The 20,484-nt window shown below is 71.9% G+C and carries 5 protein-coding genes and 1 other RNA gene; 3 read left to right on the forward strand and 3 right to left on the reverse strand.

Annotation, left to right across the window (positions count from 1 at the left end):
* Positions 1 to 70: 70 nt before the first annotated feature.
* From M6G08_RS05805 to M6G08_RS05815, 3 genes are all read left to right on the forward strand, one after another.
* The gene (locus M6G08_RS05805; protein ID WP_272586113.1) at positions 71 to 11,059 is read left to right on the forward strand and encodes a non-ribosomal peptide synthetase; all 10,989 of its coding nucleotides are present in this window, start codon (positions 71 to 73) and stop codon (positions 11,057 to 11,059) included.
* Positions 11,056 to 13,899 (forward strand): non-ribosomal peptide synthetase, encoded by a 2,844-nt coding sequence (locus tag M6G08_RS05810; protein WP_272586114.1) that lies wholly within the window; start codon positions 11,056 to 11,058, stop codon positions 13,897 to 13,899. The genes M6G08_RS05805 and M6G08_RS05810 overlap by 4 nt, the downstream gene beginning before the upstream one ends.
* 250 nt (positions 13,900 to 14,149) lie before the next feature.
* Entirely contained in the window at positions 14,150 to 15,889 is a 1,740-nt protein-coding gene (locus tag M6G08_RS05815) for an AfsR/SARP family transcriptional regulator (protein WP_272586115.1), read from the forward strand.
* A gap of 217 nt (positions 15,890 to 16,106) precedes the next feature.
* On the opposite strand, the gene M6G08_RS05820 is transcribed toward M6G08_RS05815, so the two are convergent.
* From M6G08_RS05820 to smpB, 3 genes are all read right to left on the reverse strand, one after another.
* Entirely contained in the window at positions 16,107 to 19,097 is a 2,991-nt protein-coding gene (locus M6G08_RS05820; protein ID WP_272586116.1) for an AfsR/SARP family transcriptional regulator, read from the reverse strand.
* Positions 19,098 to 19,492: 395 nt separating this feature from the next.
* Positions 19,493 to 19,893, reverse strand: a transfer-messenger RNA (tmRNA) gene (gene ssrA / locus M6G08_RS05825).
* 107 nt (positions 19,894 to 20,000) lie between these two features.
* Complete coding sequence (gene smpB / locus M6G08_RS05830) at positions 20,001 to 20,480, reverse strand: SsrA-binding protein SmpB (protein ID WP_272586117.1); 480 nt, start codon at positions 20,478 to 20,480, stop codon at positions 20,001 to 20,003.
* Between the last annotated feature and the right edge of the window lie 4 nt (positions 20,481 to 20,484).

Genomic DNA, 20,484 nt, shown 5'->3' on the forward strand with positions numbered 1-20,484 from the left:
CCACACGTGCACCACGCAGGCACCACACGAGACACGTCGTACGGAACGAAGGTCGGGAGGGGCGCTCAGCATGACCACGGGCGAAGTCCGCACGGGCGGACGGGTCGACAGCGAAGGAACGGCCGACGGTGGCGGATCCGTCGATGACGGCGGATCGGTCGACGGCGGCGGCGGATCGGTCGACAGCAGGCGTGAGGAGCTGGTGCGGGCCAGGCTCGCCGGGGGCCGCGGCGGCCGGCGGGCCGCCGTCACCCCCGTCGACCGCGACGGCCCGCTCGCCCTCTCCCACGGGCAGCAGCAGATGTGGTTCCTCAGCCGGCTCGACCCGGACAGCTGGGAGTACAGCGTCCCCGTGGTGCTGCGGCTGCGCGGCCGGCTCTCCACCGAGCCGCTGCGCCGGGGCTTCGAGGAACTGGTGGCCCGCCACGAGATCCTGCGCACCCGCTACGCCCTGGACGGCACCGATCCGGTCCAGCTGATCGACCCTCCCGGCCGGTTCGACCTCCCCGTCGACGACCTCACCGGCACCGGCACCCCCGCCGAGCGCGAGGAGCGGGCCCGCCGGCTCGCCGAGGCCGAACCGGGCCGCCCGTTCGACCTGGCCGAGGGCGCCCCGCTGCGGGCGCGGCTGATCCGCGTCGAGGAGGACGACCACCTGCTGGTCGTCGTCTTCCAACACGTGGCCTGCGACGAGTGGTCCGTGGGGCTGTTCCTCGGTGAACTGGCCGCCCTGTACGAGGCGTTCGGCCGCGACGAGCCCTCGCCGCTCGCCCCGCTCCCCGTGCAGTACGCCGACTACGCGGCCTGGCAGCGCCGCCGCCTCGGCTCCGGGGAACTCGACCGGCAGCTCGACCACTGGCGGGACCGGCTCGCCGGCCTCACCCCGCTGGAGGTGCCGACCGACCGCCGGCGCCCCTCCACCCGGTCCTACGCCGGGGACGCGGTCCCCGTCCATCTGCCGGCCCCGCTGGCCGGCACGCTGCGCGACCTGGGCGCCGAGCACGGAGCCACCCTCTTCCACACCCTCCTCGCCGGCTACCAGGGCCTGCTCTCCCGCTACACCGGCCGCGACGACATCGCCGTGGGCACCGTGGTCTCCGGCCGCGACCGGCCCGAGCTGGAAGGGCTCATCGGCTACGGGATCAACACCCTGGTCCTGCGCGGCCGGTGGCAGGGCGACCCGACCTTCCGGCAGCTCCTCACCGGCGCCCGGGAGACCGTCCTGGACGCCTTCGACCACCAGGAGTACCCCTTCGCCCGGCTCGTCGACGAGCTGGCCCCGGCACGGGACATGTCCCGCACCCCGCTGTGCCAGGTCGCGTTCACCATGCACCGCGAACGCACCACCGGTTTCACCCTGCCCGGCGTCGTCACCGAGCCCCTGACCGCCACCTCACAGGTCTCCCGCTTCGACCTCACCCTCCAGCTCCGCGAGGCCGACGACGGCTCCGTCACCGGCACCCTGGAGTACAGCACCGCCCTCTACGACCGGGCCACCGTCGAGCGCCTCGCCCGCCACCTGCGACGGCTCCTGGCGTCCGCCGCGGCCGACCCGGACCGGCCCCTGTCCCGCCTGGACATGCTCGACGAGGACGACCTCGCCGTGCTGCTGCCCGAGGTCCACACCTTCGACGCGCCCACCCGCTGCGTCCACCAGCTCGTCGAGGAACGCGCCGCCGCCACCCCCGACGCCGTCGCCGTGGTCTGCGGCACCGAAAGCCTCACCTACGCCGAGCTGAACACCCGCGCCAACCGTCTCGCCCACCGCCTGCGCTCCCTCGGCGCCGCCCCCGGCCGCCTCGTCGCCGTCGCCCTCGACCGCGGCCCGCACCTGGTGCCCGCCCTGCTCGGCGTCCTCAAGTCCGGCGCCGGCTACCTGCCGCTGGACCCCGAGCACCCCGCCGACCGTATCGCCTACACGCTCCGCGACGCGGGTGCCGACCTCGTCGTCACCTCCACCGGGCACACCGCCCACCTGCGCGACGCCGCCGGGGGCCGGCTGGTCGTCCTCGACGACCCCGCCGAGGCCGCCGCGCTGGCCGCCGCCCCCGGCCACGACCCGGACTCCGGCGTCACCCCCGGCGACCTGATCTACACGATCTACACCTCCGGCTCCACCGGCCGGCCCAAGGGCGTCGGTCTCAGCCACACCAACGTGCTGCGCCTGTTCACCGCCACCGAGGAGCACTTCGGCTTCGGCGAGCACGACGTGTGGACGCTGTTCCACTCGTACGCCTTCGACATGTCGGTGTGGGAGATCTGGGGCGCCCTCGCCCACGGCGGCCGGCTCGTCGTCGTACCGCCGGACGTCTCCCGGTCCCCGGAGGACTTCCTGCGCCTGCTCGCCGAGCAGCAGGTCACCGTTCTCAACCAGACCCCGTCCGCCTTCCGCGGCCTGGTCTCCCTGGCCGCCGAGGACCACCCCCTGATCGGCGAACTCGCCGTCCGCGTGATCTCGTTCGGCGGCGAGCGGCTCGACATCCCCGCCCTGCGCCCCTGGGTGGAGCGCCGCGGCCTCGACGCCACCGCCATCGCCAACCTGTACGGCATCACCGAGACCTGCGTCCACACCACGTTCCACCTCGTCACCGAGGCCGACCTGGACGCCGAGACCGGCAACCCGGTCGGCGTGCCGCTGCGCGACCTCCAGGTCCACCTGCTCGGCCCGCACGGCGAACTCGTGCCCGTCGGCGTGCCCGGCGAGATCCACGTCGGCGGCCCCGGCGTCGCCCTCATGTATCTCGGCCGCCCCTCCCTCACCGCCGAACGTTTCGTGCCCGACCCCTACGGCACCCCCGGCACCCGCCTCTACCGCAGCGGCGACCTCGCCTCCCGGCGTCCCGACGGCAGCCTCGACTACCTGGGCCGCATCGACCACCAGGTCAAGATCCGCGGTCACCGCATCGAACTCGGCGAGATCAAGGCCGCGCTCACCACGCATCCCCGGGTCCGCGACGCCGTGGTCGTCGCCCGCGAGGACACCCCCGGCGACCGCCGCCTCATCGCCTACGTCGTGCCCACCGGCGACGCCGTCGCCGCGCCCAGCGAACTGCGCGCCCTGCTCGCCCGTACGCTGCCCGACTACATGATCCCGGCCGCGTTCCTCGTCGTCGGCCGCATCCCGCTCACCGTCAACGGCAAGCTCGACCAGGCCGCCCTGCCGGCCCCCGACCGCAGTGCCCTCGGCGTCGACGCCGCGCACGTGGCGCCGCGCACGCCCGCCGAGGAGGAGATGGTCGCCGTCTGGCGCGACGTCCTCGGAGTGGAGACGGTGGGCGTCGAGGACAGCTTCTTCGACCTGGGCGGCGACTCCCTGCGCGCCGTCGCCCTGGTCGGCGCCCTGCGGGGCAGCGAGTACGACGTCACCGTCCGCGACGTCTTCGAGCACCGGACGCCCGCCGAACTCGTCGCCTTCGTCACCGGCCGCCCCGCGCCCGCCGCCCCCCGGCAACCCGTCGCGCCCTTCGCCCTGCTCGGCGAGGAGGACCGCGGCCGTCTCCCCGAGGGACTGGTGGACGCCTACCCGCTGGCCCAGGTGCAGCTCGGCATGGTCGTGGAGATGCTCGCCGACGACGGCCGCAACCACTACCACAATTCCACCTGCTTCCGGATTCTCGACGAACGCCCCCTCGCCCCGGACGTCCTCCAGCGGACCGTCGACACCGTCCTGGCCCGCCACGAGATCCTCCGGTCCAGTTTCGCGGTCGAGGGCTACTCCGTCCCGCTCCAGCTCGTGCACCCCGCCGCCGACGTGCACTCCCCCGTCGCCGCACGGGACCTCACCGGCCTGGACGCCGACGCCGTCGAAGCGTCGCTGCGCGCCTACATGGCCCAGGAGCGCACCCAGCTCTTCGACCTCACCCGCGCCCCGCTGATCCGCTTCACCGGGCACGCCTGCGACGACGGCTCCTGGTGGCTGACCCTCACCGAATGCCACGCCGTCCTCGAAGGATGGAGCCACCACTCCCTCCTGATGGAACTCGTCACCACCTACCACGCGCTGCGCGCCGACGAGCCCGTCCCCGACCCGGACACCCCCGACATCCGGTACGCGGACTTCGTCGCCGCCGAACTGGAATCCCTCGCCGCCGAGGAGGACCGCGCCTACTGGAGGGGCATCCTCGACGAGCACACGCCCTTCGAGATCCCCTCCGGTCTCGGCGACGATCCGGCCACCACCCCCGGCGGCCTCAACCGCTCCTGGGTTCCTTACCACGACCTGGAGGCCGGCCTGCGCACCCTCGCCACGCAGGCCAAGGTGCCGATCAAGAGCGTCCTGCACGCCGCGCACCTCAAGGTGATGAGCCAGCTCACTCCCGAGGAGGCGTTCTTCACCGGCCTCGTCACCAACGCCCGTCCGGAGGCGGCCGGCGCGGAACGGGTCTACGGCGTGTACCTCAACCCGCTGCCGTTCGCCCACCGGCGCGGCGCCCGCACCTGGCGGGAACTGGTGCGTGAGGTCTTCGACCAGGAGATCGAGGTCTGGCCGCACCGCCGCTACCCCCTCGGCGCCATGCAACGCGAACTCGGCGGCGGCGAACGTCTCGTCAACGTCCGTTTCAGCTACCAGAACTTCCGCCAGGTCGACCAGGACCTCGTCGACTACCCGGCCACGATCGACGACAGCCCCACCGAGTTCCCGCTCGGAGTCTCCACCCGCGCGGGCTTCATGGTGATCACCGGCCACCGGCACCACTTCGGCCGGGCGGCGGTGGACCGGCTGGCGGCGATGTACCGGGCGGTGCTGGAGTCCATGGCCGCCGACGTGGACGGCGACGCCCGCGAGACCTTCCTGCCGACCGGCGAACGCGAGCGGGTGCTGACCACCTGGAACGACTCCACGGTGCCGGTCCCGCAGTGTTCCGTGCCGGAGTTGATCGCGGAGCAGGTGGCGCGGCGCCCGGACGCGGTGGCCGTCGAGTCGGGCGGTGAGGCGGTGTCGTTCGCGGAGCTGGACGCCCGCGCGAATCGTCTGGCCCACCGGCTGCGGGAGGCCGGCGTGGGGCCCGAGTCGTCGGTGGCTGTCCTGCTGGACCGGTCGGCCGACCTGATCGTGGCACTGCTCGCGGTCTGGCGCGCGGGAGCCGGCTACGTCCCCATGGACCCCGTCCTGCCCGCCGGCCGGATCACCGCCATGGTCACGGACGCCGGTGTGCAGGTGGCGGTCACGTCCGCCGCGTATGCCGACCGGTTCGTGGTGCCGGTGGTGCGGGTCGAGGACGACTACTCGCGCCTGCCCCAGTCGGCCCCCGACGTGCCCCTGGACCTGGACTCGGTGGCGTACACCGTGTTCACCTCCGGCTCGACGGGCCGCCCCAAGGGCGTGCAGGTCACCCACCGCAACCTGGTCAATCATGTCGACTGGGCCGTACGGGAACTGACCTCGGCCGGCTCCGGCGGCGCACCCGTCTTCTCGTCCGTCGCCTTCGACCTCGTCGTCCCCAACCTGTGGGCACCCCTCGCCGCCGGACAACGCACCTGGCTCCACCACGGCGAACTCACCGAGCTGGGCTCCGCACTGACAGGCGCAGGTCCCTTCTCCTTCATCAAGCTCACGCCCGGCCACCTCGAAGTTCTCTCGGGTCAGGTCAGTGACGAGGAGATCTCCACCCTGGCCGGCAAGGTCGTCGTCGCCGGCGAAGCACTCCCGGGCGCCCTGGTCGAACGCTGGCGCCAGACCCTCGGCGACGAAAAGGTCCTCAACGAGTACGGGCCGACCGAGACCACCGTCGGCACCTGCGTCTTCCCGCTCGCTGAGGCCTTCGACGGCGTCGTACCCATCGGCCGGCCCCTGCCCAACATGACCATGCGCGTCCTGGACCCCCAGCTCCAGCCCGTCCCCGTAGGGGCGGTGGGTGAACTCTTCGTCGGCGGCGCCGGCGTGGCCCGCGGCTACGTGGGAGACCCGGCCCGCACCGCCGACAAGTTCGTGCCGGACGTCTACGGCCCGGCGGGCAGCCGGATGTACCGCACCGGAGACCTCGCACGCTGGCGGCACGACGGAGCCGTCGAATTCCTCGGCCGCATCGACGACCAGGTCAAGATCCGCGGCTACCGCATCGAACTCGGCGAAGTACGCGCCGCACTCGTAGCCCAGCCCGGTGTCACCGACGCGGCAGTCATCGTCTCCGAGGGCGACCAGCGGTTGATCGCCTACATCGTCGGCGAAACCCCCGACCTCACGGACCTCCTGCCCGAATACATGATCCCGTCCCACTACGTGCAGGTGGACGCGATCCCTCTGACGGCCAACGGCAAACTCGACCGCCGCGCCCTGCCCGACCCGGACCAGACCGCCACGGACACCTACGTCGCCCCCCGCACCCCCGCCGAAGAACGCATCGCCGCGATCTGGAGCAAGGTGCTCGGCGTCGAACGGATCGGAGTCGAGGACAACTTCTTCGACCTCGGCGGACACTCCATCAAGGCCATCGCCCTGGTCGGCGCCCTACGCGCCGAAGGCTTCGAAGCCGCCGTACGCGACGTCTTCCAACACCGCACGGTCGCCAACCTCGCCGCCACCCTGAGGGACGGCGGCGAAACCACCGACACCCACCAGCCGGTGGAACCGTTCGCCCTCATCGGCGACGAAGACCGCAACCGCCTCCCGGACGGACTCGTCGACGCCTACCCGCTGGCACAGGTCCAGCTCGGCATGCTGGTCGAGATGCTTGCCGACGACGGGCGGAACAAGTACCACAATACGACGACGTTCCGGATCAAGGACGGCCGTCCGTTCGACGTGGACGCCCTCCGTCGCGCCGGACGGTCCGTGGTGGAGCGGCACGAGATGCTGAGGGCGTCCTTCGACCTCGACGCCTTCTCGGTGCCTCTTCAGCTGATCCATGCGACGGCGGAACTCCCCGTCACCGTGCTCGATCTCCGTGGCAAGAGCTTCGAGCAGCAGGCCGAGGCACGCCGGGCCCACATAATCACCGAGCGGGCCACCGCCTTCCAGCTCGACCGGGCCCCGCTGCTCCGCGTCTCGGCACTGGTCGAGTCCGACGAGGCATGGTGGCTGTCGGTCAGCGTCTGCCACCCGATCACGGAGGGCTGGAGCCATCGAACCCTCCTCAGCGACATCGTCGAGGGCTACCTGCGCCTGCGCGCCGGCGAGGAGCTGCGCGAGGCCACGGTGCCCGGAGTCCGGTACGCGGACTTCGTCGCGGCGGAGCAGGCGTCCCTCGACTCCGAGGATGACCGCTCCTACTGGCGGGGCCTCCTCACCGACCACGCCAAGTTCGAACTGCCGGCCGGCTGGGGCGACGCCGAGCCCGCCGACCAGGCGGTGACCGTGAAGGTGCCGCTCGCCGATCTCACCACGGCACTGCAGTCCGCGGCACGTACCACGAGCACCTCGCTCAAGGCGGTCCTGCACGCGGCACACCTCAAGGTGATGAGCCAGCTCACGGCCGAGGACTCCTTCTGCACCGGCCTCGTCTCCAGCGGCCGGCCCGAGCACGAGGGCGCTGAGCGGGTCTACGGCATGTACCTCAACACGGTGCCCTTCGCCTACCGGCGCGGTGCCCGAACCTGGGCCGAACTCATCCACCAGGTCTTCGACCGGGAGACCGAGCTGTGGCCGCACCGCCGCTTCCCCATGCCGGTGATGCAGCGGGAGCTGGGCGACGGTACGCGGCTTCTCGACGTCCGCTTCAGCTACCTCGACCTCTCCGACGCCCAGGCCGACAGCGAGCTCGTCGACGCGGACTCCGGGGACGGTGAGGGCGCCACCGAGTTCGGCCTGGCCGTCGCCGCCCGGGGCAGCGGACTGCTGCTCACCGCGGACCCGGCGGTACTCGGCCGGGCGGCGGTGGACCGGCTGGCGGCGATGTACCGGGCGGTGCTGGAGTCCATGGCCGCCGACGTGGACGGCGACGCCCGCGAGACCTTCCTGCCGACCGGCGAACGCGAGCGGGTGCTGACCACCTGGAACGACTCCACGGTGCCGGTACCGCAGTGTTCCGTGCCGGAGTTGATCGCCGAGCAGGTCGAGCGGCGCCCGGACGCGGTGGCCGTCGAGTCGGACGGTGAGACGGTGTCGTTCGCGGAGCTGGACGCCCGCGCCAATCGTCTCGCACACCGACTGCGTGAGACCGGCGTGGGACCCGAGTCGTCAGTGGCCGTGCTACTGGACCGCTCGGCCGACCTGATCGTGACACTGCTCGCGGTCTGGCGCGCGGGAGCCGGCTACGTCCCCATGGACCCCGTCCTGCCCGCCGGACGCATCACCGGCATGGTCACGGACGCCCAGGCTCGGGTGGCGGTCACCTCCGCCGCGTACGCCGACCGCTTCGACGTACCCGTCGTACACGCGGACGAGGACCTGACCCACCTGCCGACCACCGCACCCGCGACCGCCATGGACCTGGACACGGTCGCCTACACCGTGTTCACCTCCGGCTCCACGGGCCGCCCCAAGGGCGTCCAGGTCACCCACCGCAACCTGGTCAACCACATCCACTGGGCCGTACGGGAACTGACCTCGGCCGGCACCGGCGGCGCACCCGTCTTCTCGTCCGTCGCCTTCGACCTCGTCGTCCCCAACCTCTGGGCACCCCTCGCCGCCGGACAACGCACCTGGCTCCACAACGGCGAACTCACCGACCTCGGATCGGCCCTGACCAAAACGGGACCCTTCTCCTTCATCAAACTCACCCCCGGCCACCTCGAAATCCTCTCCGGCCAACTGACGGACGACGAGATCACCACCCTGACCGGCAAGATCGTCGTCGCCGGCGAAGCACTCCCGGGCGCCCTCGTCGAACGCTGGCGCCAGACCCTCGGCGACGAAAAGGTCCTCAACGAATACGGACCGACCGAGACCACCGTCGGCACCTGCGTCTTCCCGCTCGTGGAGGCCTTCGCCGGCGTCGTACCCATCGGCCGCCCCCTGCCCAACATGACCATGCGCGTCCTGGACACCCACCTCCAGCCCGTCCCCATCGGGGCGGTCGGTGAGCTGTTCGTAGGCGGCCAGGGTGTGGCCCGGGGCTATGCCGGAGACCCGGCCCGCACCGCGAGCCGCTTCCTGCCCGACCCGCACGGCCCGGCGGGCAGCCGGATGTACCGCACCGGAGACCTCGCCCGCTGGCGTACGGACGGAGCCGTCGAATTCCTCGGCCGCATCGACGACCAGGTCAAGATCCGCGGCTACCGCATCGAACTCGGCGAAGTACGCGCCGCCCTCATCACCCAGCCCGGCATCACCGACGCCGCAGTCACCGTCTCCGAACAGGACCAACGCCTCATCGCCTACATCGTCGGCGAAACCCCCGACCTCACCGACGCCCTCCCCGAATACATGATCCCGTCCCACTACATACAGCTGGACGCGATCCCCCTCACCGCCAACGGCAAACTCGACCGCCGCGCCCTCCCCGACCCGGACGACACCACCACCACCGACACCTACATCGCCCCCCGCACCCCCACCGAAGAACGCATCGCCGCCATCTGGAGCAAGGTACTCGGCGTCGAACGAATCGGTGCCGAGGACAACTTCTTCGACCTCGGCGGACACTCCATCAAGGCCATCGCCCTGGTCGGCGCCCTGCGCGCCGAAGGCTTCGAAGCCGCCGTACGCGACGTCTTCCAACACCGCACGGTCGCCAACCTCGCCGCCACACTCACACACGGCGGCGACACCACCGACAGCCACCAGCCGGTGCAACCGTTCGCCCTCATCGCCGACGAAGACCGCGACCGCCTCCCCGACGGAACCGTCGACGCCTACCCGGTCGCCAAGGTGCAGCTCGGCATGCTGGTCGAGATGCTCGCGGGCGACGGGCTGCACAAGTACCACAACACGGCGACCTTCCGGATCAACGACGGACGTCCCTTCGACACCGAGGCCCTGCGTCACGCGGCGCGCACCGTGGTGGAGCGGCACGAGATGCTGCGGACCTCCTTCGACCTGGAGGGCTTCTCGGTGCCGTTGCAGCTGGTGCATCCGGTCGCCGAACCCCAGGTCGTGGTGCGGGACCTGCGTGGCACGGACGCCGAGGGGTTCACCGCGGCACGGCAGGAGCACATCGCCGCCGAGCGGGCCGCGCTGTTCGACCTGGAGCGGCCGCCGCTGCTGCGGTTCGCCGCGTTGGTCGAGTCGGACGAGGCATGGCACCTGGGCTTCACCCACTGCCACGCCATCACGGAGGGCTGGAGCCAGCAGTCGCTGCTGCGGGAGGTCCTCGGCCTGTACCAGACGTACGCGGCCGGCGAAGTGCCCGGCGAACCGGAGCCGGTGGCCGTTCGCTACGCCGACTTCGTCGCCGCCGAGCAGCAGGCCCTCGCCTCCGACGAGGACCGCTCGTACTGGCAGGGCATCGTCGACGAGTACGCGCCGTGCCGGCTGCCGCAGGAGTGGGGCGCGGGGAACGGCGCTCCGCGGGAGGACTTCAAGCTCTCCGTGGACTTCCGCGACATCGAGCCGGAGCTGCGCGAGTTGGCCCGGTCCACCGACACCTCGTTCAAGGCGGTCCTGCTCGCCACTCACCTGAGGGTGCTCGCCACCGTCGCCGGTGAGGACGCCTTCCACACCGGCGTGGTCTACAGCGCCCGTCCCGAGACGCCGGGTAGCGAACGCGTGTTCGGCATGTACCTCAACACGCTGCCCTTCGCGCACGACCGGACCGCACGCACCTGGCGGGAGCTGGTGCGCCAGGTCTTCGACCGGGAGGCCGAGGTGTATCCGCACCGGCGGTACCCGTTGCCCGCCGTGCAGCAACTGGCGGGCGGAAGGAGGTTGTTCGACGTGATGTACCGGTACCAGGACTTCCACCAGACCGCCGGCACCGCGGTCGACGTGCAGGCCGGCGCGGGCGACAGCTCGAACGAGTTCACGCTGTCCGTGGCCAATGTGCCCGGCCGGCTGGTGCTGCGCGCGGTGAGCACCGGTCTCGACCGGGCGAACGCCGAGCGAGTGGCGGGGATGTACCGGGCGGTGCTGGACGCCATGGCCACCGACCCGGACGGCGACGTGCACACCTCTCTGCTGTCCGTTACGGAACTGGCCCAGGTGCTGGACGACTTCAACGACACCGAGGTGGAGTGGGGATGAGACGCTACGTCCACGAGGTGATCGAGGAGCAGGCCGCGGCCACCCCCGACGCCGTCGCCGTTCAGGTGGGCGGGCACACCGTCACCTACCGGCAGCTCGACGAGCGGGCCAACCGGATCGCCCACCGGCTGCGGGAGGCCGGGGTGGGACCGGAGTCGGTGGTCGGGGTGCTGCTGCGGCGCAGTGCCGACACCCTGCCGGCCCTGCTCGGCATCTGGAAGGCGGGCGGATCGCATCTGCCGCTGGACACCGCGCTCCCCGCCGAGCGGCTGCGCTACATGCGCGATACGGCGGGCGCGCGGCTGACGGTGACGCACGGCGGGAGCGCCGCGCTGCTCGGCCCCGGGCAGCAGGGCGAGACCGTCGACCTGGACGTGGAGCGCGAGCGGATCGCGGCCTGTCCGGCGACGCCGCCCGACCGGTCCGCCGACCGCGATCCGGATGATCCCGCACGCACCCACCGGCTGGCGTACACCCTGTTCACCTCCGGCTCCACGGGGCGCCCCAAGGGCGTGCAGATCGGCCAGTACGCGCTGCTGAACATGTTGTTCTCGATGCGGCGGTGGCACCGTTCGGGGCCGGAGCACCGCTGGCTGGCCATCACCTCGCTCGCCTTCGACGTGTCGACCGCCGAGCTGTACCTCCCCCTGGTCACCGGCGGCCGGGTGGTGCTCGCCGACGACGCGGAGGCCCACGACCCGGTGGCGCAGTTGCGGCTGGTGGAGAGCGCGGGGGTCACCCATGTGCAGGCCACCCCGGCCGGCTGGAAACTGCTGCTGGCCGCGGGGTTGGACCGGCTGCCGGTCGTGGCGGTCACCACCGGGGAGGAGTGCCCGCCCGGGCTGGCGCGGCGACTGGTGGGCCGGGTCGCCCGGCTGAGCAACCTGTACGGGCCCACGGAGGCCACCGTCTGGTGCACCGGCACCGACCTGGCGCCGGACGCGGAGTCGGTTCCGATCGGCCGGCCGCTGCCCAACTACCGTGCCTACGTACTCGACTCGGGGCTGCGGCCGGTGCCCGTCGGGGTGACCGGCGAGCTGTACGTCGCGGGCGCCGGAGTGGCCCGCGGCTATGTGGGCCGGCCGGGACTCACCGCGGAACGGTTCCTGCCGGAGCCGTACGGCGGTCCGCCCGGCTCCCGCATGTACCGCACCGGGGACCTGGCCAGGTTCCGGTCCGACGGACAGCTGGAGTGCCTCGGGCGCGTCGACCACCAGGTCAAGATCCGTGGGTTCCGCATCGAGCTCGGCGAGATCGAGGAGGTGCTGCGCGACGGACCGGACGTGCACGACGCCGCCGTGGTGGCCCGCGACGACGACCAGGGCGAGAAGTGGCTGGCGGCGTACGTGGTCGGGGCGGACGGCGCGGAGCCGGACCCGGCGGCGCTGCGGGACCGGCTGGCCGCCGCGCTGCCCGCGTACATGGTGCCCGCGGCCGTGGTCCCGCTGCCGGCGCTGCCGCTGAATCCGGCCGGCAAGGTCGACCGGGCCGCGCTGCCCCTCCCCGGCCGTGCCGCGCTCGCCGGGGACCGCGCCTACGTGGCGCCCCGCAACGCCACCGAGCGGTCCCTGGTGGAGATCTGCGCGCAGGTGCTGGGCGTGACCGACGTCGGCGTACGGGACCGGCTGCGGGACCTGGGTGCCGACTCCATGCGGATCGTGCACGTGATGGCCGCCGCGCGGCGGGCCGGGCTCGGCCTGACCCTGCGGATGCTGCTGGACGGCGAGACCGTGGAGGACCTGGCGCGGGCCCTCGACGAAACCCCGGCCGAGGGGGCCGGAGCGGCGGAGACACGAGAAGGCGAGGAATCGGCCATGACGTCACCGGCTCCGGCGGGCGGGCCCGTCGACCTATCCCGGACCATGGCCGCGCACCGGGTGCCGGGCGCCGCCGTGGCCCTGCTGCGGGACGGGCGCCTGGTGGGTGTGCAGGTGTACGGGGAGCGGTCCGCGGAGACCCGGCTCCCCGTGACGCTGCGTACCCGCTTCCAGGCGGGGTCCATCAGCAAACAGGTCACCGCGTTCGCCGCCCTGCGTCTCGTCGCCCTCGGCGAGCTCGGTCTGGACACGGACCTGGACCGGTACCTGAGCGGGCGGCGAGCGCCCCGCACGGTCGGCGGAGCCACCGTGACCCTGCGCCACCTGCTGTCGAACACGGCGGGCTTCTCCAGTACGGCCGCCACCTGGTGGCGGCCCGGGGAGCCGATGCCGAAGCTCGACACCGTGCTGGACGACGTGAGCGCCGAGCACGAACCGGGCACCCTGTTCCGCAAGGCCGGCAGCCAGTGGGCGCTGGCCGAACGGCTCCTGACCGACATCACCGGGCAGGACTTCGCCGACCTGGCGCAGGAGCTGGTCTTCGCACCGCTCGGCATGGCGGACAGCTCCTTCACGCCCCCCGCCGACGGGCTCACCGCCCGCGACGACTGGGCGGCGGGGCACGACCGGCACGGCCGGCCGCTGCTCGACGGCTTCCGGGTGCGGCCGGTACGGGCCGGCAGCGGACTGTGGTCCACCGCAGCCGACCTCGCCCAGCTGGCCGCGGAGATCCGCCAGGCCCATCTGGGCTGCTCCGACCTGCTGCCGGCCGCGCTCGCCACGCAGATGCTCACCGAGGCGTTCCCCGGCAGCTTCTACGGCCTGGGCACGGTCGTCGACGGGTCCCTGGGAGAGGTGGAGTTCGGCCACGGCGGGCAGACCGCCGGGTTCCGCGCGCTGGTCTCGCTGCGACTGCGGTCCGGCAGCGGCTGCGTCGTGCTGACCAACGGCGAGGGCGGCAAGCACGTGCACAAGGCGGTCGCCGCGTCCCTGGGCCGGGAGCTGACGGTCGACGACGACTGACCGGTGGCGACCGTCCGTTCCCGGACGTTACGGTCGCGTGCCGTGGTGTTACCGAACGAATAACACGAGAATAGGGCTCCCGCATAGCTTCGTGGCGATACATCGATCGCTCATGCCAGACGGGGGATGTCGCATGGACTTCCGAGTCCTCGGCCCAGTGGAAGCACACAGGGGCGGACTACACATTCCGCTCTCCGGATCCAAGGTGCACACAGTACTGGCGGCCCTGCTGCTCGCAAAGGGCCGTGTCGTGTCGGACAGCAGACTCAACTTCCTGCTGTGGGGCTGGGAACCGCCGGCCACGTCCGGCGCCCAGATCTACACGTACATGTCGCGGCTGCGCAAGCTCCTCGGCGACGAGGTGCGCATCGAGCGCAGGCCCCCGGGCTATCTGCTCCATGCCCCCGACAGTGCCGTGGACCTGCTGGAGTTCGAGCGGCTGGACCGGCTCGGTCGGGCGGCGCTGGCGCAGCGCCGCCACCAGGAGGCGGGGGCGCTGCTCGCCGAGGCCCTCGGGCACTGGCGCGGCACCGCCCTCGCCAACGTCACCGAGCACCTCGCCGACGCGGAGCTGCCGCAGCTGGAGGAGGCCCGGATGCACACCCTGGAGAACCGCATCGAGGCCGACCTCGCGCTGGGCCGGCACGAGCAGCTCACCGCCGAACTCACCGGCCTCGTCGCCCAGCACCCGCTGCGCGAGAAGCTCCGGGCCCAGCTGATGACCGCCCTCTACCGCAGCGGCCGGCAGAGCGACGCCCTGCAGAGCTACTACGAGGGCCGGGGCCTTCTCGCCGACCAGCTCGGCATCGACCCCGGCGAGGCGCTCGGCGCGACCTACGCGGCGGTCCTCAAGGGCACCCGGGGGCCGGGCCCCGGCGGCGGCACGCCGCTCGCGCGGGAAGAGCCGGCCGATCCCGTCGCACCCTCCACGCTGCCCCCGTCCGCCGGGCAGCTCGCCGGCCGTGACGCGGAGATCCGGACGTTGCGCACCCAGCTGGCGGAGTCGGTCGCCGGACAGGGGCCGCGCCACCTCCTGATCACCGGCATGGCCGGCGTCGGCAAGACCGCCCTGGCCGTCCACGTGGCGCACGCGGCGGCCGGGGACTTTCCCGACGGCCGGCTCCTGGCCGAGCTGTCGGAGGCGGACGGCCGTCCCCGCTCGCCGGGTGACGTTCTCGCCGGACTGCTGCGCGACCTCGGGGAGCCGCTCGAGGAGAGCGACCCCCCGGCAGGGGACGGGGGCGGGCAGGGCGGCCGCAGGCAGTGCGAGGACCTCGTGCGGCTGCTCCGTGCCCGCACCGCGGGGCGCCAGCTGCTGGTGGTGCTGGACGGCGCGGCCGAGGGAAAGCAGCTGGGCCCGTTGCTGGCCGGCCTCCAGGGCGTCGTGGTGCTGATCACCGGCCGCACCAGGCTCACCCAGGTCATCGGCGCCCGCACCACGGCACTCGCACCGCTCGGTGCCGCCGCCTCCCTCGACCTGCTGGCCGGCGTCACGGGCCGGGCCCGGCTGGCCGCGGAGCCCGACGCCACCGGGGAACTGCTCGGCCACTGCGGTGGACTGCCGCTGGCGCTGCGCATCGCCGGGAGCCGTCTCCTGGCCCGCCCGTTCTGGCCCGTGGCCCGCCTCGCCCAGCGCATGGCGGCCCCGGAGAACCGGCTGCGGGAACTCTCCTACGGCGGCATGGACGTCGGCGCGGCCCTGCTGGCGTCGCTGTACGCCCTGCCGGCGCCCGCGCGGGCGGTCCTGGTACGGCTGGCCGGCATGGGCACCGAGCCGTTCCCCGCGCATCGGGCGGCCGGGGTGCTGGGCATGACGGAGGCGACCGCGGAACAGTGGCTGGAGCAGCTCGTGGACGGTGCGCTGCTCGACCTGTGCGGCGTCGACCTGATGGGGCGGCCCTTCTACCGTTTCCACGAACTGGTGGTGCTTTTCGCCGCCGGCCTGCCGGCCGCGCCCCGCACCGGCACGAGGTCGCCGGCCGCCCGGTGAACGAGCCGGACGCGGCAGCGGCCCCGCCCCGAGCATGCTCGGGGCGGGGCCGCTGCCGTGAGCTCAGTGCCAGCTCTCGTCGTCGGAGCCGGTGGCCGAAGCAGTGTGCCGGTGAGTAAAGCGGAAGTCCATCGTTTTCCCCCATGTACGAACAGTGGTGACCGAAATCCTGGAGCACACGCTAATGCACTCGGTTTTCCCCTCATTATCGAACGGATTATCTTCCCTGTTTCTCCGTCGGCCGGTTCTCCTCCGGCAGTTCGGCGAGCGCGGTCCGGGCTCTCCGTATCCACGCCTCCACACCGATGCGTTCGAAATTGGCCAGTGCTCCGAGAAAACTGCGCCGAGCCTCCTGGAAATCGCCGCATTGCAGACCGGCCGTGCCGAGCGCGAGTTTGATGCGTCCCTCGACGAGCGCGCTGTCCACCAGGGCCGCCGTCTCCAGCGCCTGCCGCAGCGTGACCCGCGCCTGCTCCCACCGTCCGGCGCCCATCCGGGCCTCGCCGAGCGCCAGCAGCCCGTGGGCCAGCCCCAGCATGTCCAGCCGGCTCCGCACGATGTGGATGACCCGGAGCAGGGCGTCCTCGGCGAGTTCGTACTCCCGGCGGGCCAGGTGCACCCGGGCCAGCCGGTGGGTGCCCAGCGCCAGGCTGCGGGCGCCGCCCTCGCCGATCGCGGCGGAGACCCGTACCGACTCCTCGCTCAGCCGCAGCGCCTCGTCGATGTCGTCCCGGTCCAGGCAGATCTGCGCCATGTTGTTCAGCGCGTGGGCCTCCGAGGAGCGGTCGCCCACCGCGCGGAAGACCTCCAGCGCCGCGGTGCTGTACCGCGTCGCGGTGTCCAGTTCGCCGCGCATCTCGTCGATCATCGCCATGTTCCGCAGCACCAGGGCCCCGCCGTGTTCCTCCCCTGCCCGTTCGTGCAGCTCCCGTGCCCGGGTGAACAGGCCGTACGCCGTGGTGAAGTCCCGCTGGCGCATTTCCAGCGCGCCGAGAGCGTGCAGCATGGCGGCCTCGCCGCGCGCGTTGCCCGCGGCGCGGGCCGCGGCCAGGGAGCGCTCCGCGCACTCGCGCCAGTCGTCGAGGTAGTTGCGGGTCTCGAAGAGCACCAGGACGCAGAGGGTCAGGTCCCAGGCGAACTCGTCCATGCCGGCGTCGGCCGCCCGGGCGACGACCGCGCTCAGCGAGAGCCGCTCGGCCTCCAGCCAGTCCAGCGGCCGGGCCAGCAGGAGGTCGGTCAGCTCCGGCGGCAGCCGGTGCGGGACGGCGGTGCCGTGGATGATGCTGAAGTCCCCGCCGAAGGAACGGCGGTGGGCCTCGGCCGCGAGGAACAGGTACGTGCGGAACACCCTGTCCAGGACGGCCCGTCGCTCCTCGGCGCTCTCGTCCTGCGCACGCTCCCTCGCGAACAGCCGCAGCAGGTTCTGGAACCGGTAGCGCGTGTGCCCCGACAGATCCTGGCCGATCACGTCGAGGAACTGCGCGTCGACCAGCTCCTCGATGAGCCGTTCCCCGGTGTAGAGGTCGGTGTCGAGCAGGACGGCGGCCATCCAGGCGGAGAAGTCCGGTACGTCCAGCAGGCCGAGCCTTCGGTAGAGCCGCGCGGTCTGTTCGGCCAGCCCCCGGTAGGTCAGTGCGAAGCTGGCGCGTACCTGCGACTCGCCCCGGCTCAGTTCGTCCAGCCGCAGCCGCTCGTCGCTGAGCCGGTCCACCAGGTGCTCGACGGTCCAGTGCGGTTTCGAGGCGAGCCGGGCCCCGGCGATGCGCAGCGCCAGCGGCAGCAGGTCGCACAGCTCGGCGAGGGTGGCGGCGGCGACCGGTTCGGCGGCGATGCGTTCCTCGCCGACGATGCCGCCCAGCAGCTCGACCGCCTCGTAGGTGGAGAGCGGCCCGAGCCGCACCCAGGCGCGCGGCGGCCAGGCCACCAGCTCCGGCAGCTGCTCGCGCCCCGTGACCAGCACACAGCAGCCGTCGCCGCTCGGCAGCAACGGGCGCACCTGGGCGTAACTGCGCACGTTGTCCAGTACGACGAGCACCCGGCGGTCGGCGAGCAGGCTCCGGTAGAGCGCGGCCCGCTCCTCCGGCTCGGCGGGTATCCGGCCCGCGGGCACGGACAGGGACCGCAGGAAGCGGCTGAGGACCTCGTCGGCGGTGGTCGGCTCCAACTGCTCGTCGTAGCCGTGCAGGTCGGCGAAGAGCTGGCCGTCGGGGAAGCGGTCCGCGACGCTGTGCGCCCAGTGGATCGCGAGTCCCGTCTTGCCGACCCCCGCGACGCCGGTGATCAGTCCGGTGGCCGGGCCGCGGGTGGCACCGGGGGTGTCGAGCAGCTCGCCCAGCAGGGCCATTTCCTCCTTGCGGCCGGCCAGCCTCGACACGTCGGGCGGTAGCTCCAGCGGGTCGCCGACCGGCGCCGGCCCGGGCACCTGGTCGTCTTCGGGGTCGGGTACCGACAGCGACCGTTCGTCCTGCAGGATGGCGTCGCGCAGTTCGGTCAGGGCGGGGCCGGGCTCGATGCCGAGTTCCTCCAGCAGCGCCCGCCGGCCCTCCTGGAAGGTCTCCAGCGCCTCGGCCCGCCGGCCGGAACGGTACTGCGCGGTGATCAGCTGGTGGCGGGCGCGTTCACGCAGCGGGTGACGCCGGACCATCGCCGAGAGGTCGGGCAGCACACGCTGGTGGTCGCCCAGTTGCAGGCGTACGGCGGTGGCGTCCTCGAAGGCGTTGAGACGCAGTTCCTCCAGCCGCTGCGCCTCGTCCTCCACCCGCGGGCCGTCGATGCCGGCCAGCGGGCGCCCGCGCCACAGCCGCAGCGCGTCCGCGTAGGCGCGGGACGCCTCGGGCAGCCGTTCCTCGCGCACCGCCGTCTCGGCCGAGGTGATCAGCTCGGTGAACTCGAACGTGTCCAGCGTGTGGCGGCCCAGCCGAAGGAGGTACCCGGGGTGGGCCGTGACGATGACCTCCTCGGCACAGCCCGCGTTCTTGAACGCCTTGCGCAAGGCCGCGATGCAGATGGACACCTGGGTGCGCGCCGTGGCGGGCGGGTGCTCGTTCCACACCGCGTCGATCAGCGCGTCGGCCGGGACGACCCGGCCCGGACTGAGGAGCAGGAGGGTGAGAATCGTGCGGTGCCGTGGTCCGCCCAACGGCACCTGGACATCTCCGACGCGTACTTCCGGTGACCCCAGGATTCGGAACTCCAGCCGTTTCTCCATGCTCCCCTTGATCCCCGTAGATCGCGGACAGGTGGGAGCAGTATCCCTGTCGCCGCGGAATTCGACGGATCGCCCCCAGGCACACGATACGACGGAGGAGGAAGCTACTGTCCGGTAGGAGGGCGCTAACCGGCAGTAACGGAAACAGAGTTCACGAAAAGGTGCCCCTTCCGAACGCTGCGGGAATGAAGCTGAGTATCGCTCAGCTTTTCGGGGCCGGCCACATGTGGGCGGTGGCTGTTCCGCACGGCGCCGGGCAACGCCGCCCGACGGTTCGGCTTCCCTTGCGACCCTGCCGCTTGCCCTTGGGGCCGTCCGAGAAATTCCACGTGCCACGCAAAAACGACGAGGGCGACACGGCTCGCGCTTTCACGCGGGCACATGTCGCCCTCGACCTGTGGAGATGGCGGGAATCGAACCCGCGTCCAACGGTGCGGAACCAGGGCTTCTCCGTGTGCAGTCCGCTTCGATTTTCTCGGCCCCGGAGATCACGCGGACAAGTCTCCGACGGGCTCAGTCACTGTTTGGTTTCCCTCTTCACCCCGTGACCGGGATCAAGGTTTAGTCCCCTAGCTGATGCCAGGATCCGGGTCGGGAACAGCCCCGGGCTGACACTCCCTTTAGTAGGAGGCTCGCTCTGCTACCTGAGATCAGGCAGCGAGGGCGAAGGCCTGCTGGGAGGAATCGCGCTTGGTGTTGGCGATTATTTTTTTCGGCCTGTGGTTTACGAGATCATGGCCGCTTCCTCGACACGCTTCCCCTGCTTCGACAGCCGCTGTCGAAACCGATCATCCCCATGTTCATTTTTCAAACCCCTCCGGGGAGGGTGCGCACACCCGCTGTGGGGTGCAGGTGCCATCCTACGTGACCAACGCGTACGGGTGCCAGCCTATTCCCGGCGCCTCAGGCCCGCTGCTTGCGCCGGATCGCCGAGATCGTCCGCTCCGCCTCGCGCCGGTCCTGCTTCTCCCGCAGGGCCTGCCGCTTGTCGTACTCCTTCTTGCCGCGTGCCAGGGCGATCTCGACCTTGGCCCGGCCGTCCTTGAAGTACAGCGCGAGCGGCACGATCGTGTGACCGGTCTCCTGGGACTTGGCCTCCAGCTTGTCGATCTCCACGCGGTGCAGCAGCAGCTTCCGCTTGCGACGGGCGCTGTGGTTGGTCCAGGTGCCCTGGCTGTACTCGGGCACGTGCACGTTGTGCAGCCACGCTTCGTGTCCGTCCAGTTGCACGAAGCCGTCGGCCAGTGAGGCCCGCCCCTGGCGCAGCGACTTCACCTCGGTCCCGGACAGCACCAGGCCGGCCTCGTAGGTGTCGAGGATCTGGTAGTCGTGCCGCGCCTTCTTGTTCTGCGCGATCAGCTTGCGCCCTTTTTCCTTAGCCATAGTG

Source organism: Streptomyces sp. M92 (genome assembly GCF_028473745.1).
Lineage (GTDB): Bacteria > Actinomycetota > Actinomycetes > Streptomycetales > Streptomycetaceae > Streptomyces.

Coding starts and splice junctions, on each gene's coding strand:
- M6G08_RS05810 (WP_272586114.1), top strand. CDS start 11,056: ATGAGACGCTACGTCCACGAGGTGATCGAGGAGCAGGCCGCGGCCACC.
- M6G08_RS05805 (WP_272586113.1), top strand. CDS start 71: ATGACCACGGGCGAAGTCCGCACGGGCGGACGGGTCGACAGCGAAGGA.
- M6G08_RS05820 (WP_272586116.1), bottom strand. CDS start 19,097: ATGGAGAAACGGCTGGAGTTCCGAATCCTGGGGTCACCGGAAGTACGC.
- smpB (WP_272586117.1), bottom strand. CDS start 20,480: ATGGCTAAGGAAAAAGGGCGCAAGCTGATCGCGCAGAACAAGAAGGCG.